Below are 16,065 nucleotides of genomic sequence, written 5' to 3'. Positions count from 1 at the left end.
ATCTACATATAAAAAACTTGTCCTCAGTATGGTTTTTACTTTACTGGGACTTGTGGTATCTAATGCTCAGTATGTCTTACAGGCTCCGCCGGATTCGGCTGAAGAGACCCGAACCAATTTTCGTTGGTATGAGGCTCAAGATACAGGCACGGTTCTAAGTACCGAATCGTTTTTGGAAGTAACCGATCAGGGAATCTATTTCGCAACCTATGACGGTACTTTATGCGGTAAGAACGCGACGAGTTATTTTATTGTGACCAATTGTAATTCCCCCTACAACGAGGTTACGCTTGATATCAGTGACAATACGGCCCACCTTTCTCCTGGAGCTTCGGTTAGCTGGACCCCTCCTTTGCCGGGTGACCAAAATGCCCCGATGGTGATTGCTACCAAAACACTCGAACGGTATATTGCCACCATTACCAAGGCGGGAAACACCAAAAATTTGCCCAGCTTTACCGTAGTCTGTATCGATGAATCGGCCATTCTGGTAGATGATTTGGTTATTGTAGACGAAGACGATTCGGTAATTGTAGATATTTTTGCAAATGATAGTGAGCTGCCGACCGAAGGGAGGCTTACGACTACCAATCCGACAAACGGTACCGTTAATGTTGCTAACAACGGAACACCTAACGACCCCACCGATGATATCGTAACGTATATTCCTAACCCCGATTACAACGGTCCCGATTCTTTTAATTATTCGGTCTGTAATATCTATGGCGATTGTAGTACGGCTACGGTAACGGTCGATGTGCTTCCTATTTTAGATGCTATTGATGATAGCTTTGCAACGACACAAGATGCCCCTATAGCATTGGATATTCTCGGCAATGACAATGACCTTCCTTCCGCAGGAAGCCTAACCTCAACCGACCCTTCCAATGGAACTTTGACCCGCAATGATGGCGGAACCCCCAATGACCTATCGGATGATATATGGAACTATACGCCAAACACAAATTTTAACGGTAGCGATTCGTTTACCTATACCCTTTGCGATACGGTCGGTAATTGTGATACCGCTACGGTAAGCATTTTGGTTACCAACGCTATCGACCTTGATACCGATAACGATGGTATACTTGATAGTTTTGAGGACTTGAATCTAGATGCCGATAACGATCCGGCAACGGACCCCACCGATACCGACAACGATGGTATTCCCGATTATTTGGATATCGATAGTGATAATGACGGAGTCCCCGACAATGTTGAGGCCCAGACTACGCTTGACTATGTGGCGCCAAGCGGAGAGGATTTCAACGGAAATGGGGTTGACGATGCCTATGAAACAAATGGATTATTGGGCATTATCCCGGAAGATACCGACAACGACGGTATTCCCGATTACGTTGATGCCGATAGTGATAATGATAATGTACCTGATAGTATTGAGGCTCATGACCACGATAGAAATGGTATTCCCGATGTAACCTTTATCGGTTCTGATAAAGACCGTGATGGCCTTGATGATGGCTATGAGGGAGAAACCATTATTGATATCGATGTCAATGACGAAATCGACGATCCGTACAATGATCTACTGAATACAGATGGTGATGGGGAGGTCGATTATAGGGATACCGATGATGATGATGATGGTATTCAAAGTAAGGATGAAGACATTAATATTGATGGAAATTACGCCAATGACGATACCGATGGCAACGGAATACCTGAGTACTTAGAGCCTAATGTTGAGGAAGACCCTATTGAAGTGTTTAACGTGGTAACGCCCAATAATGATGGGGCACATGATTTTCTTACGATTACAGGCCTGGAAAAATATCCCGATAATTCCATACGGATCTATAACAGATGGGGTGTTTTGGTCTATACCACACAGGCTTATAATACCGAGGGCAACGTGTTTGACGGTACCTCCCAAGGAAGGGTGACCGTTGATACCGATAGAAAACTGCCGGTAGGTACCTATTTCTATATTTTAGATTACAAGGATGCTAAAGGGGAGCAGCAATCCCTTTCAGGATATATATACATTAACCGATAGTAGTAACGATGATCCCAAATCTCATAACAACCGCTCGTCAATTTGGTGTAATGCTAGCCCTGCTATTAGTGGCAAGTATTCAAAATGCCATTGCACAACAAGATTCCCAATACACCCAATATATGTACAATACGGTAAGCGTGAACCCCGCCTATGCAGGTTCCCGTGGCCATGTAAGTACGGCTCTTTTGCATCGTTCGCAATGGGTCGGGCTAGATGGGGCGCCAACCACCCAAACGTTTAATCTACATTCGCCTATCGGGTATAGGGGCGTGGGGCTGGGCCTGTCCATAGTAAACGATAAGATCGGTCCCACTTCAGAGACCTATTTTGACATAGATTTTTCATATACGGTATATACTTCTACCGAAGGAAGGTTAAGCTTCGGCCTTAAGGGGAGTGGCCATTTATTGGATGTTCGCTTTTCAGAACTCAACCAGTATACAAGTGATGCAAGTCTCCAGAACGATATCGAAAATAAGTTTTCGCCCAATATAGGGGCAGGGGTCTATTACCACAATGAAAGGTTTTATGCGGGACTTTCCGTACCGCGAATTTTACAGACGCTCCACTTTAAGGATGGGCCTGACCCCTCTACCGCAAAAGAACAGATGAACTTTTATTTGATTACTGGTTACGTGTGGGATCTAAACGATAATGTCAAGTTTAAACCGGCTTTATTGACCAAGTTGGTAACAGGTGCTCCCTTACAGGTAGACGTTTCGGCCAACTTTATGTTTAGCGAAAAGTTTATTCTAGGGGCCGCCTATCGTTGGGATGCCGCGTTTAGTGGTATGGTCGGCTTTAATATTTCGAAAAAATTCTTGATTGGCCTGGCCTATGATCGAGAAGTTACCGAGTTGGGTGCGGCAATCTATAATTCGGGTTCTTTTGAGGCCATCTTGCGATATGACTTTATAAGCACTAAGGGGAATTTAAAATCTCCCCGCTTCTTTTAGGGTTTTACAAAAAACACATCGATTTATAATATCCCGTATATATAACTTAAACGTTTAGTAAATGCGTGTTCGAAAAAAAAGAAATTCCCACTTTTTTGGTGAGTACCTTAGGTGTCATAGTTTTCTAGTGCTACTGTTCTTGTTTATGGGGCAGTCCTTATGGGCTCAGCCTTCAAACGATAATAGGGCCAATGCCATTCACCTTTCCTTAAATAGTTGCTCGGCCGATGCGGCCTATACGACATTAAATGCTACGCCCGATGGCAGTGCGGGTTCTTGCTGGCCCTCGGGACCTAATGCCAATGTATGGTTCAGTTTTGTGGCGAGCGCCACGGGTACCATACAGATCAACTTGGACAGGGGAACCATAACAGGTGACATGACGGGTGATATGCGTTATGCCATGATGGCCCTCTGGGACGCTACGGGTACGACCCAGATTGCTTGTAGTTCATTTGACACCGTTAGCGACGATATTTCGATTTTGGCCAACGGACTTACTCCCGGCGATACCTACCTTTTTTCCGTAGACCGCCATTACGGCACACCATCCGGTGCCGAGACCTTTAAGTTATGTCTTAGCGATACCCCGACCAACGATTACTTGGAAGGGGCCATAAATATCGATTCCTTTATGAACGGGTGTTCCGGGGATGCGGTCTTTTCCACTCTCGGGGCATCCGCTGATCGAAATGCAGGTTCGTGCTGGTATACGGGTCCCCACAGAAATGTTTGGTTCGAGGTTACCGCCCCGGCAACCGGAAATATTGAGGTAAAACTGGATAGGGGCGATGAAAAAGGAACCCTGCAGACCGCTTATTTGGCCTTGTGGGACAGTGATGGTGTTACCGAATTGGCCTGTAATACCCATAGGACGGGCCGTCATTACGATGATATTTCCCTTCTGGCTACGGGACTCACCCCTGGCAACACCTATTATGTGTCGGTCGATAACCGATACATTCACGCCCTCGATACGTTTTCCCTCTGCCTGAGCGATCAGGCAACGAACGATTACTACCAAGGGGCGACCGATATAACGGGCCTAATAGGTACCTGTTCTCCCGATGCGGCCTACACAACATTGGGTGCTACCTTTGATCAAAACACGGCTTCGTGCTGGACAGACTTGGTCAACCACAACAAATGGTTCAGTTTTGTAGCCCCTCCTTCAGGCAAGATCGATATAAGAATGGATAGGGGAGATAGTAAGGGAACCCTTCGCCATGCCTATATGGCGCTTTGGGAAAATGATGCCGTTACCGAATTGGCGTGTACCACCTATTCGGATCCGGAAGATGATTTGAGGATCCGGCACTGGGGCCTTACACCGGGGGAAATCTATTATCTCACGGTCGATAACAGGTATATTACTACGACCGATACCTTTACCCTGTGCCTAGACGCCTTGAACGGTCCCGATACCGATGGCGATGGCGTAGGCGACGTAGTTGATCTAGACGATGATAACGATGGTATTTTAGACACAACGGAAGGTTGTGAAAACACAAACCTGTCCGGCACGGTCGGTATGGGGAATCCTATTACCGATACTACCTACGCTCTCGTGGGAACCGATGTAAGCTATACGGTTAGCAAAGTTGCAAGTACGAACATATATACCTATGATACGGGCTTGAACGGTCATGGTATCCGAATAGAAGGGCAAGCGGGAGACACGGGAAGTTTGACCTCAACTTATGGCACGCCTATCGAAAATGTCTTTTTTAAGATGACCGATTTCGATAATGGCACCCAATACACCATTGAGGTTTACGATGAGAATAATGTAATGTACGACCTAGATGTGGAGGGCCTCGTGTTGGTCGGCTCGGGTATTACTCAAACAGGAAATACCTTTGTGGCCGGTAGTTTTGATTCGGATGGCAACGATCCGGCAGACGATGTTAACGGGGCCATTTACTTTTATTTTGAAAGACCGGTGAGTCGTATTGTATTGAACTTTGTCCATAGCTCGAACACATCGACACGATTTATACAGCCGACCTTTTGTCTTGCCGATTTTGACAATGACGGTATTTCCGATCACAAAGATTTAGATAGCGACGGCGATGGCATTCCCGATAATGTAGAGGCACAGTCCACTCAGGCATATCAGGCTCCGAACCCTGATGATGAGGCGACATATCGTGCCAATAACGGTGTAAACTCGGCTTACTTAGGGGGTGTTTCACCCGTAAATACCGATACCACGGATAATCCAGATTATTTAGACCTCGATTCCGATAATGAAGGCGGAAACGATACGGCCGAGGTACAAATTGTTTTGACCGGGAACGATATCGATAACGATGGTCTCGATGATGCTATCGATACCGACCTTACGGGCTACACAGATCCGGGAGGCACTATAGACGACCCTACGATCGGCTCGGTTCAACTTCCCGATGAAGACCACGATGTGCATTCAGGCGGTGATGTTGATTTTAGGGATGCTACCGATGATAGACCCGATAACGATGGGGATGGTATTGCAGATGAGGTAGACCTTGATGACGACAACGACGGTATTTTGGATACCGATGAAAATGTTTGTGCCCATATCGTAACAGGACAAAATGTACGTTCCAATGTAAATACCTTGCAAAATTCCAATGCCGTGCTGGAAGCTGGCGTCAAGTATATTTTGGATATTCAAAATGTATCGGCGGCAGGCATTCTCACCGGGGAAGCTGTCGATGGGCCTTTTGCGGGTCAAACGATCAATATCTATTTGACCAATACAACTAGCGGAGGGGCGACCCTCAATGGGGTAACGGCGGTCTACAATTCCGACTTTACCTATCATCCTGCCAATTCCGCGGCAACGGGAGGTTTGGTAAATAGCGGATTTTATGTTTTTTATGGTATTGTTGATGTGAACGCTAACGGTACATATGAGGATGGCGTTGATGAGCTATTGGGGCCCGTTGACCCCCTGGTTCCGGGTAGTATTCCAATAGCGACTACGAGCGGACCTTTATATTTTTATTATAACGATGGCATATACGGAGACAATTTAGCGAGTGTTGATTACGGCGTAAAAGTCGAGAACTGTGACACCGACGGTGATGGTATCCCGAATATATTTGACCTCGATTCCGATAACGACGGAATCTTTGACGGGGTTGAAGCGGGCCATGGTCAAGTTGATGCCGATACCGATGGTCGAATTGATGGAACCGCCGTTGATTTTGGCAATAACGGGCTGTTCAACGGTATTCAATCCGACGATACACAAGGGGCTACGGTTACGTATACCCTTGCCGAAAGTCCCGATGATACGGATTCTATTCCCAACTATTTGGATTTAGATAGTGATGGCGATGGTATTCCCGATAATGTGGAAGCGCAGACCACCGCGGCCTACCTAGCTCCAAACGGAACCGTAGATGCCAATGGTGTAGATATGGCCTACCCGTCCGGACTTGTTCCTACGAATACCGATGGTGCCGACAATCCCGATTATCTAGATCTTGACTCCGATAATGAAGGTGGAGACGATACTACCGAAGCCCGCATCGTACGCAATGGCTTGGATGTCGATAATGACGGTCTTGACGATGCCCTCGATGCCGATACCTCGGGATATACGGATCCCGGAGGAACCATAGACAACCCGCTAACGGGGCCTCTGGTATTGCCGGACGGGGACAGCGACGCAGGTTCGGGCGGTGATGTGGACTTTAGGGACACTACGGACGATAGGCCCGATAACGATAACGATGGTGTAGTGGATGCCGAAGACTTGGATGATGATAACGATGGCATACTTGATACCGATGAAGGCTGTGGTAATTTTATTATCAACGGCTCTTTTGAACAGGACAATTTTACCGATGCCACTGCTTTTCCCGACGGGTTTACAGGGGCCAATGGAACCTTTATAGGAACCACGTACAATACCAATAGCCTGACCGGATGGACCTATACCCAAAACTTGGATGGTTGGGTCAACGGAGGATCCTTCGGGGCAGGTACGTTTGCTCCGGCCATTGACGGCTCGCAATATTTAGATTTAGTAGGAAACAACAATGTTACCGGTGGGGTTTCGAACGAAATTACACAAGAGGTCACCCTGGTACAAGGGGAAAGTTATACCTTTTCTTTCTACTGGGGCGAAGATATCGCACACTTAAGCGGCCAGACGGTAACCTTGGATTTTGATATTATCGATGCGAACGGTGTGCCTATTTTAGATGAAACCTTGACCACTATCGCTACCGGGGAAGTAGGTGGCCAGGTCGGGCCTAAAAAATGGTTTTATGAAGAACGCACTTTCGTAGCGTCGACCGATGAAATTACGGTACGTTTTTCCGCGCAACCTTTTGCAACGAACGAATCTTCCGGGGCGGCATTGGATCTAGTGAGCCTTAAGTACAGCACACCTACGGATTGTATCGATACCGATAACGATGGTATCCCCGATGCCTTTGATTTGGATAGCGACAATGACGGAATTTATGATGCCGATGAGGCAGATCACGGGGCCCTACACTCTAATGGGGTGTTGACCGGTACGGTTGGGGCAGATGGTATTCCCGACAGTGTTCAAGACGACCCCGATAACAGGACCGTGAATTATACTGTTTTAGATTCCGATACCGACGGTAGTATCGATGCACAAGAATTGGATGCCGACAATGATGGCTGTTTTGATGTGGAGGAAGCTGGTTTTACCGATGGCGATGCCGATGACCTTTTGGGAAGTTCGACCTTAACGGTCGATGCCAACGGATTGGTTACCTCGGCTAGCGATGGCTATACGGCGCCTCAAGATCGTAATGGAAATGGTATTCCCGAATACAGGGAAGCTACATTAAGTCCGGTAATAAGCACCCAACCATCGGAAAGCAGTGTATGTTTGGGGGAAACGGCTTCCTTCTCGGTAGTGGCCACAGACGTAGACCAGTACCAATGGCAAATGTTCGATGGTAGCCATTGGACCGATTTGACCGATGGAGGCCTCTATTCCGGTACGGATACCCATACGCTTGAAATCGCTAACACCACTATAGGTGAGAGCGGAAATCGTTATCGCGTGGTAGTCTCAAATTCCTTGCGGGTTTGTAGTGTTTTAAATTCCGATGAGGCTGTTTTGAACGTTGAGACCACGCCTAGCATAAGCATAGATGATGCCAGTGAAGTTGAAGGTGGTTCCATTGTCTTTCCGGTCACCCTATCAAGCGTGGGCTGCCTTGCGCAGGATATAACCCTGACCCTTGCTTTTACGGATGGAACTGCCGATACGGCCGATTATACGAACAATACCGTTCAGATAACCATACCGGCTGGTAGTCTTACGGGGGAAGTGAACGTTCCTACGACCCAAGATGAAATTCTTGAAGACGACGAAACCTTTACAATTTCGATTTTAAGTGTCGATGCAGGAAATGTCGCCGATTTTTCCGATACGGCCATAGGTACCATTTTAGATGATGATTTTACGGATTTTGATAGTGATAACGATGGTATTTTAGACAGTGTGGAAGATTTGAACGCCGATGGTGACAACAATCCATCGACCAATCCTACCGATTCGGATGGCGATTCGTTTCCCGACTACCTGGATATAGACAGTGATAACGATGGTATACCCGATAATGTGGAGGCCCAGACCACGGCGGGCTACATAGCGCCTAGTCTTGTCGATGCCAATAACAATGGCTTGGACGATGCCTACGAAAACGGTACTGAACTAGGGCTGTACCCTGTAAACACCGATGGCACTGACCAACCTGATTATTTGGACCTGGACAGTGATAATGATCATGTGCCAGATGCCATAGAAGCACACGATAGGGACCATGACGGCATGGCCGATGTTTCGTTTATCGGTTCCGATAAGGATGACGACGGACTTGACGATGGTTATGAAGGTTCGGAAACTATAGACGATGATGTGAACGATGAAATGGATCGTCCATTTGACCGTCTACCGAATGCCGATGGCGACGATGAGTTGGATTATCGGGATACGGACGATGATAATGATGGAATTCCCACCCAGGATGAAGATACCAATGGAGATGGAAACTATGCCAACGACGATCAAAATAATAACGGCGTTCCCGATTACCTGGAGGAACCCTATATTGAGGTAGTGGTCTATAACGTAGTAACGCCCAATGGCGATGGCGCACACGACACATTGACCATTACGGGGCTCGATGTACGGCCGAACAACAACATCCAAATTTATAACCGATGGGGTATCTTAATATTCTCCACTGAATCGTATGGAACAAGGAACAATTATTTTGAAGGATATTCTACGGCTAGGCTTACGTCTGGGAAGGAAGAAAAATTGCCAAGTGGGACCTATTTTTATATTTTAAATTATGAAGATACCACTGGAGAGCATAAGACGATTTCAGGCTATATTTACCTGAACTGATACGATTTTTGCAAATGGAATTAAATAAAGGCCCTTGGACTTCGGTTCAGGGTTTTTTTGTTTTTTTTAAGGAGAATTGGGAGATCTATAACCATAATTTATCAAGCTCTTGGTTCGATACTAATGGAAAGGTGCTATTTTTGTGGAGGAAGGAAGTTAGTCGTACCCATCAAAGAAAAACATTGCTATTGAAAGAGGAAGAAGTCATCTTAGTAGACCAAGACAATAACCCGATAGGAACCATGCCTAAAATGGAAGCGCACGAGAAAGCCGTGCTCCATAGGGCATTTTCGGTTTTTGTCATGAACGATAAAGGGGAAACCATGCTACAGCAGAGGGCGGCCCACAAATACCACTCCCCCGAACTTTGGACGAACACATGTTGCAGTCACCAACGGGTAGGTGAGAGCAACATAGAGGCCGGAAAGAGAAGGTTGCAAGAAGAGATGGGCTTTGTAACGGAACTCAAGGAACTTTTTTCCTTTATCTATAAGGCGCCTTTTGACAATGGCCTTACCGAACATGAGCTAGACCACGTAATGATGGGCAGCTATAACGGTGAGCCAAAGATCAATCCAGATGAGGTGGCCGACTGGAAGTGGATGAAACCCGAGGCCATCAAAAAAGATATAGCCCAAAACCCCGATTTGTACACAGCTTGGTTCAAGATTATTTTTGAAAAGTTCTATAATCATATCGGACAAAACCCAACGGAAGATGAGAGTAAAGGTTAGTAGAAAAGCCCATTTCAATGCGGCCCACCGCCTATATCGTAAAGATTGGAGCGATGAGAAAAATACCCAGGTCTTCGGAAAGTGTAACAACCCCAATTACCATGGACATAACTATGAATTGGTGGTTAGCGTTACAGGCAAAATAGACCCTGAAACGGGTTTTGTAATGGATATGAAGGTCTTAAAAGATTTGATAGCTGAAAAAGTAGAAGACGCCCTAGACCATAAGAACCTTAATATTGAAGTTCCTGAATTTAAAGACCTCAATCCCACAGCTGAAAATATATCCATTATTATTTGGAATAAATTACGGCCCCACATCAATCCAAATCATGATTTGGAAGTCGTGTTATATGAAACCCCTCGAAATTTTGTGACCTATTCCGGTTAAAGCGAAAATTAAACAACTATAAAAAAAACGCTATGTATCCCTTAAAATTCAACCCTATTTTAAAAGAACGCCTTTGGGGCGGCACCAAGCTTAAAGACGTTTTGGGCAAACCTATTGAAAACGATATTACCGGTGAAAGTTGGGAGCTTTCCACCGTGTCGGGAGATATTTCCGTAGTGGCCAATGGAGATTTGGCAGGTACCTCATTACAAGACCTAATAGAAAAAGAGCCCGAGAATGTTTTGGGGAAAAGTGTTTACGATAGGTTCGGAACCGACTTTCCTATCCTTATCAAGTTTATCGATGCCAAACAGGATCTGTCCATTCAATTGCATCCTAATGACGAGTTGGCCAAAAAACGTCACAATTCCTTCGGAAAAACAGAAATGTGGTATGTGATGGATGCCGATGACGACGCCAGCCTTATCGTTGGTTTCAACAAAGATGTTACCAAAGAAGAATATGCCAAAAGTCTCGAAAACGATACCCTATTAGACCTTTTGAACTATGAAAAGGTAAAAGAGGGCGATACCTTTTTTATCAATACCGGAAAGATTCACGCCATAGGTGCAGGTGTATTGTTGGCCGAAATTCAACAGACTTCCGATATTACCTACCGTGTTTTTGATTTCAATAGAAAAGATAAGAACGGAAACCTTAGGGAATTACATACCGAACAGGCATTAGATGCCATTGATTACACCAAAAAAGATGATTTTAAGGTGAAGTATAGTCAAGAGAAGAATACGGTGAACGCCATGGTAGATTGCCCTTATTTCAAAACCGACTTTCTAGACTTGAATGCCGGCTTGACCCAAGATGTTAGCGGCCGTGATTCATTTACTATTTTTATGTGTGTGGGCGGTTCGGCTACCATTGCCAATGAGAACGGTTCGGTAGAATTGAAAAGAGGTGAGACCACCCTTTTGCCCGCGGTTTCGAATACCATAAAAATCACCACCGAGGGGGCTAAGCTCTTGGAAGTGACCATTTAATGTGACAAATTACCTTTGGCTTTGTATATTTTCTGCATAAATTGATTATAAATAGCTTATTTTTGCGTAAAATTTATTAAAAATGGCAAGTGTAAAAGAATTAAAGAAAGATATTAATAATGTCTTGGGAGACATCATTGAAGCGGTATACATTGTAGAAGCTGCCAATGCCGACCAAGAATCGAAAGAGGGAGCCAAGGTTATTGACGAGGCTATCGAAACTTTTGATACCTTGATCCAAAAGGTAAACCAAAGAGGTGTTGACAATAGAAAGAAACACTTAACAGAGGTACGTCAAGAATTGGAGAAGAAAGCCGGTGCCCTTGTAGAAAAGGTGAACAAATTAGGCTAGACCTTCTAGAAGTTAAATGAAAAAGCCCGCATTTGCGGGCTTTTTTACTTTTTAAGGGTTTCCAAATAGGTTTTTAATTGCTTGCCGTATTTCGATTCCGCGACTTCGGGCGCTAGTGAACCGTAAATGGAATCCAGATACTTTACATTGGCATCGGGAACTTCATTTAAGGCGATGTAAGGCGCTATATAAGAGTCTTTGTTGTTCAGTGCGTAATTCAAGGAAAAGGCATAACTACGCTGCAGGTTGCGGTTGCTCAATCGCTGCATCGAGTCTAATTGTACCGAGTCTAGAACCTTGTTCGGGTCGTTGGCCAATCGAACGATCTCTAAGGTCTTCATATTGAACTTCGACATCATTTGTCGGTATTCTTCCAACTTTTTTTGGGTTTCCGAGCCTTCAATTTTGGCTTTGGTATCAAAGGTGTTCCAAGTCGTGTTGATCGTAATGGTACCCGGTTCACCAAAGAAGGTAATTCGGTCATTGATATCGTTGGCGTCTTTTTTGTCTAAGTAGAGATAGAAAATTTCCGGACTTTCAAGTTTCGTTGTAAAGGAAAAATTGCCGTCACCGTCTATTTGTAGCGAATCTATGGTGGTTAAAACGGAATCGGGCACGTGTTGAAGGTAGAGTGTTCCTTTTTTCAGTCCCTTTACATTTCCGGTAACGTTCATGGTGTTTTCGGTAGGCCCTCCACAAGAAAGCAATAAAAGGATAATAGCACTTAAAAAAAATATGTTCTTCATCGTCGTTTTTTGGTAGCGCAAATATCTGTATTTTTTTTGGTTTCCTTAAGAAGCTATTTTTTAAATCGATGAGTTTTTCTGTAATAGAAGCGTACTTTTGTATCGGTATATCGTAAGAGAACAGTTCGTATTACGACGAATAAGGGTTGAGTTTCTGTAAATAGCTATATACGTTCTTGCCCCTTTAATTTTAATAATACATATTGAATGAATATTGAAAAAGAAAAATGGAATGCTGCCATTGCTTCGGCAGAGTATGTAAAAAACGGAATGCTTGTTGGCTTGGGGTCGGGATCTACCGCCGCTTTTATGATAGCCGAGCTCGGTAAGCGGGTGGCAGGCGGACTCATAATGAAGGGGGTGCCTTCGTCGAATGTGACGGCCCGATTGGCCAAGCAAGCGGGTATATCCTTAATTTCCTTGGAAGATGCGGGAACACTCGACATAAATATTGACGGGGCAGATGAGTTTGATGCTCAATTACGGTTGATAAAAGGTGGGGGAGGTGCCATGCTCCGTGAGAAAATTTTGGCCCATAATTCACGTTTCAACCTGATTATAGCCGATTCGGGAAAAGAAGTCGATCGTTTGGGGAAATTCAAACTTCCTTTGGAAACCATTCCTTTTGCTACCCAAAACATTATGGAAGAACTAGGGAAAATGGACCTGCATCCACAGCTGCGCATGAAAAATGATGAGGTCTATAAGACCGATGAGAACAATTGCATTGTAGATGTCGATATTTTTCAAAAGGATGATCTAGAGGAATTGAACCGGACACTTATCCAAATTCCAGGGGTGGTCGAAACCGGACTCTTCCTGTCTACTACCGATTTGGTATTGATGGGCAAGGGGCAGACGGTTACTTCTTTTAAAAAGTAAGTTTTTCCTATCTTAAGAAGAAATAAGGGGACTATAAAACGAAACGGATGAAATTCAATATACAAGATACCTTCAATAAGGAACTACCGGCCGATCCTATTACTGAAAATAGCAGAAGGCAGGTAGAAAGGGCCTGTTTTTCGTACGTGACGCCAAAACATACGGCCCGGCCGTCATTGGTTCACGTGTCCCCTGAAATGGCCGAAGAGCTAGGGCTGTCAGAAGAAGATATCCGAAGTGAAGAATTTCTAAAGGTATTTACGGGCAATACCGTTCTCGACGGAACAGCCCCGTACGCCATGTGTTATGGAGGACATCAGTTCGGCAATTGGGCCGGGCAATTGGGCGATGGAAGGGCCATTAACCTTATGGAAGTGGAACACAACGGAAAACATTGGGCCTTGCAGTTAAAAGGTGCCGGTGAAACCCCGTACTCAAGAACAGCCGATGGCCTAGCGGTTTTACGTTCGTCTATTCGAGAGTATTTATGCAGTGAGGCCATGTACCACCTTGGGGTACCTACAACACGCGCACTGTCATTGGCCTTGTCGGGCGACCAAGTGCTTCGCGATGTGCTTTACAATGGCAATCCTGCCTATGAGAAGGGGGCTATTGTCTGTCGGGTTGCTCCTTCTTTTCTTCGTTTCGGAAACTATCAGATTTTTGCGGCAAGGGAAGATACCGCTACTATGGGAACATTGGTAAATTATACCATAAAACACTTTTTTCCGGAATTGGGGGCGCCTTCCAAAGCAAGCTATGTTCAATTTTTTCAGGCTGTGGCAGATGCTACCCTAGAGATGTTGGTGCACTGGCAACGTGTGGGCTTCGTACACGGTGTGATGAATACCGATAATCTATCTATTCTTGGTTTGACCATCGATTACGGCCCATATGGATGGTTGGAAGGTTATGACCATGGATGGACACCCAATACCACGGACCGCCAGCATAAACGATACCGGTACGGGAACCAGCCCAATATCGGTCTGTGGAACCTATATCAACTGGCCAATGCGATTTTTCCCTTGATCGGGGAGGCCGAACCTTTAGAAGCCGTTTTGGAAGGATTCAAGACGAAGTTCGAGCAGAAATATAGGGATATGATGAAATCTAAGATCGGACTGTATAAAGCAGATGATCTTGACCCACATTTACTCGATGATTTAGAGGAAAACCTACAGCTGACCGAAACCGATATGACTCTGTTCTTTCGGAATTTGGCCAATTTTAAAAAGCAAGTAACAGATTCAGGCGCATTTATGGAAGTGGTGGGAGAGGCCTTCTATGTGCCCGACGAGGTAAGCGGTGAAGTACTCGAAAAATGGAAAGTCTGGTTTGCCACGTATCAGAGTCGTTTGGGCCAAGAAGAACTGTCCGATACGGAACGAAAGCAAAAAATGAACTCCGTAAACCCTAAATACGTGTTGCGTAACTATATGGCGCAATTGGCCATAGATGCTGCCGATAAAGGAGATTATGCCTTGATCGACGAACTGTTCGTACTTTTGAAAAAGCCCTATGACGAACAACCGGAACAAGAAAAATGGTTTGCCAAACGCCCTGATTGGGCAAGAAACAAAGTAGGCTGTTCTATGTTGTCGTGTAGCTCTTAGAATAGAACCAATGACAAAGGAAAAACCTAAAACAGAAATCGGCTTGGGAATGGCCGCTTTGGGCCGCCCGGAATATATCAACATTGATTCTGGCGAAAGGGATAAGTCAGAGTTGGCCTTTCGGGCCAATGCTTTAAAAGTATTGGACGATGCCTATGAAAAAGGGGTACGCTATTTCGATACCGCCCCGTCTTACGGAAAGGGCGAAGAATTTTTAAAGGCTTGGAACGATGACCGAAAGCATACAGACGTAGTTTTCGGAACCAAATGGGGCTATACCTATGTCGCCAATTGGCAATTGGGCTATGATGGTCCCCATGAAGTAAAAGAACACTCTCTAGGGAAGCTTACGGAGCAATGGCAGGTTTCTAAAGAACTGCTTCCCGCCTTGCAGTACTATCAAATCCATTCCGCCACTTTTGAAAGTGGGGTACTCGAAAACCAACCGGTGTTGGAAAAGCTATTGGAAATAAAAAGAACGACCGGACTCAAAATCGGTATTTCCACCAGTGGGCCCGATCAAAGGAAGGTCATTGAAAAAGCACTTCAAATAAGCATAAACGGCGATGTGGTCTTTGATAGTTTTCAAGTTACCTTCAATATGCTTGAACAGGCCACTTTGCCCATTCTGCGGAAGGTGCAGGCACAGGGGAAGAAATTGATCATAAAGGAAGCCTTGGCCAACGGTCGCGTATTTCCCAATGAAAGATACCCTCACTACAAATCTCTCTATACGACATTGCAGACCCTGGCCGAACGTTACCAAGTAGGTATTGATGCCATCGCACTTCGTTTTGTGATGGATTATCTTCAACCGGACTATGTGCTAAGCGGAGCGGCCGATATAAATCAATTGGACCAAAATTTAAAAGCGAATACCTTCACATTAGATGAAGAAGAACTAGCGGAACTTACCAAGGCAAAAGTAGATTCTACGGCCTATTGGAAAGAACGCAGTCAGTTGAGTTGGGATTGA

General features: G+C 45.2%; 11 protein-coding genes. 10 read left to right on the top strand and 1 reads right to left on the bottom strand.

Annotated elements, in window-relative coordinates:
• Positions 1–28 precede the first annotated feature (28 nt).
• From ZOBGAL_RS02945 to ZOBGAL_RS02915, 7 genes are all read left to right on the top strand, one after another.
• A complete protein-coding gene (locus tag ZOBGAL_RS02945; protein ID WP_013992016.1) occupies positions 29–2,017 on the top strand; it encodes a T9SS type B sorting domain-containing protein in 1,989 nt (662 codons plus the stop codon).
• A gap of 50 nt (positions 2,018–2,067) precedes the next feature.
• Positions 2,068–2,976, top strand: coding sequence for a PorP/SprF family type IX secretion system membrane protein (locus tag ZOBGAL_RS02940; protein WP_231854789.1), 909 nt, complete (start codon positions 2,068–2,070; stop codon positions 2,974–2,976).
• Between the two features lie 61 nt (positions 2,977–3,037).
• Positions 3,038–9,373 carry a T9SS type B sorting domain-containing protein gene (locus ZOBGAL_RS23780; protein WP_013992014.1) on the top strand — a complete coding sequence of 2,112 codons (6,336 nt, stop codon included), beginning with the start codon at positions 3,038–3,040 and terminating at the stop codon, positions 9,371–9,373.
• A gap of 188 nt (positions 9,374–9,561) precedes the next feature.
• On the top strand, positions 9,562–10,107 hold the full coding sequence (gene idi / locus ZOBGAL_RS02930) for an isopentenyl-diphosphate Delta-isomerase (protein ID WP_046287719.1): 546 nt from the start codon (positions 9,562–9,564) through the stop codon (positions 10,105–10,107).
• Positions 10,091–10,498 (top strand): 6-pyruvoyl trahydropterin synthase family protein, encoded by a 408-nt coding sequence (locus ZOBGAL_RS02925; RefSeq protein ID WP_013992012.1) that lies wholly within the window; start codon positions 10,091–10,093, stop codon positions 10,496–10,498. The genes idi and ZOBGAL_RS02925 overlap by 17 nt, the downstream gene beginning before the upstream one ends.
• Before the next feature lie 32 nt (positions 10,499–10,530).
• Positions 10,531–11,493 carry a type I phosphomannose isomerase catalytic subunit gene (locus ZOBGAL_RS02920; RefSeq protein WP_013992011.1) on the top strand — a complete coding sequence of 321 codons (963 nt, stop codon included), beginning with the start codon at positions 10,531–10,533 and terminating at the stop codon, positions 11,491–11,493.
• Between the two features lie 82 nt (positions 11,494–11,575).
• On the top strand, positions 11,576–11,845 hold the full coding sequence (locus tag ZOBGAL_RS02915) for a hypothetical protein (RefSeq protein ID WP_013992010.1): 270 nt from the start codon (positions 11,576–11,578) through the stop codon (positions 11,843–11,845).
• Between the two features lie 44 nt (positions 11,846–11,889).
• On the opposite strand, the gene ZOBGAL_RS02910 is transcribed toward ZOBGAL_RS02915, so the two are convergent.
• The gene (locus tag ZOBGAL_RS02910) at positions 11,890–12,591 is read right to left on the bottom strand and encodes a DUF4369 domain-containing protein (protein WP_013992009.1); all 702 of its coding nucleotides are present in this window, start codon (positions 12,589–12,591) and stop codon (positions 11,890–11,892) included.
• Between the two features lie 207 nt (positions 12,592–12,798).
• On the opposite strand from ZOBGAL_RS02910, the gene rpiA reads away from it, so the two are divergent.
• From rpiA to ZOBGAL_RS02895, 3 genes are read left to right on the top strand one after another with little or no spacing between them, the layout of a single operon-like run.
• Positions 12,799–13,473: a ribose-5-phosphate isomerase RpiA gene (rpiA, locus tag ZOBGAL_RS02905; RefSeq protein ID WP_013992008.1), complete on the top strand. Its 675-nt coding sequence runs from the start codon at positions 12,799–12,801 to the stop codon at positions 13,471–13,473.
• A 47-nt stretch (positions 13,474–13,520) separates the two neighbouring features.
• Positions 13,521–15,089, top strand: coding sequence for a protein adenylyltransferase SelO (locus ZOBGAL_RS02900; protein ID WP_013992007.1), 1,569 nt, complete (start codon positions 13,521–13,523; stop codon positions 15,087–15,089).
• Between the two features lie 10 nt (positions 15,090–15,099).
• Complete coding sequence (locus tag ZOBGAL_RS02895) at positions 15,100–16,065, top strand: aldo/keto reductase (RefSeq protein ID WP_013992006.1); 966 nt, start codon at positions 15,100–15,102, stop codon at positions 16,063–16,065.

The sequence above is a fragment of the Zobellia galactanivorans genome, from assembly GCF_000973105.1.
In the GTDB taxonomy this organism is placed as follows: Bacteria; Bacteroidota; Bacteroidia; order Flavobacteriales; family Flavobacteriaceae; genus Zobellia; species Zobellia galactanivorans.
This window is presented reverse-complemented; position numbering and strand designations above follow the sequence as displayed.

Bases quoted from the DNA above. Each gene is read 5' to 3' on its own strand.
- ZOBGAL_RS02945 (WP_013992016.1), top strand. From the start codon at position 29: ATGGTTTTTACTTTACTGGGACTTGTGGTATCTAATGCTCAGTATGTC.
- ZOBGAL_RS02940 (WP_231854789.1), top strand. From the start codon at position 2,068: ATGCTAGCCCTGCTATTAGTGGCAAGTATTCAAAATGCCATTGCACAA.
- ZOBGAL_RS23780 (WP_013992014.1), top strand. From the start codon at position 3,038: ATGCGTGTTCGAAAAAAAAGAAATTCCCACTTTTTTGGTGAGTACCTT.
- ZOBGAL_RS02925 (WP_013992012.1), top strand. From the start codon at position 10,091: ATGAGAGTAAAGGTTAGTAGAAAAGCCCATTTCAATGCGGCCCACCGC.
- ZOBGAL_RS02920 (WP_013992011.1), top strand. From the start codon at position 10,531: ATGTATCCCTTAAAATTCAACCCTATTTTAAAAGAACGCCTTTGGGGC.
- ZOBGAL_RS02915 (WP_013992010.1), top strand. From the start codon at position 11,576: ATGGCAAGTGTAAAAGAATTAAAGAAAGATATTAATAATGTCTTGGGA.
- ZOBGAL_RS02910 (WP_013992009.1), bottom strand. From the start codon at position 12,591: ATGAAGAACATATTTTTTTTAAGTGCTATTATCCTTTTATTGCTTTCT.
- rpiA (WP_013992008.1), top strand. From the start codon at position 12,799: ATGAATATTGAAAAAGAAAAATGGAATGCTGCCATTGCTTCGGCAGAG.
- ZOBGAL_RS02900 (WP_013992007.1), top strand. From the start codon at position 13,521: ATGAAATTCAATATACAAGATACCTTCAATAAGGAACTACCGGCCGAT.
- ZOBGAL_RS02895 (WP_013992006.1), top strand. From the start codon at position 15,100: ATGACAAAGGAAAAACCTAAAACAGAAATCGGCTTGGGAATGGCCGCT.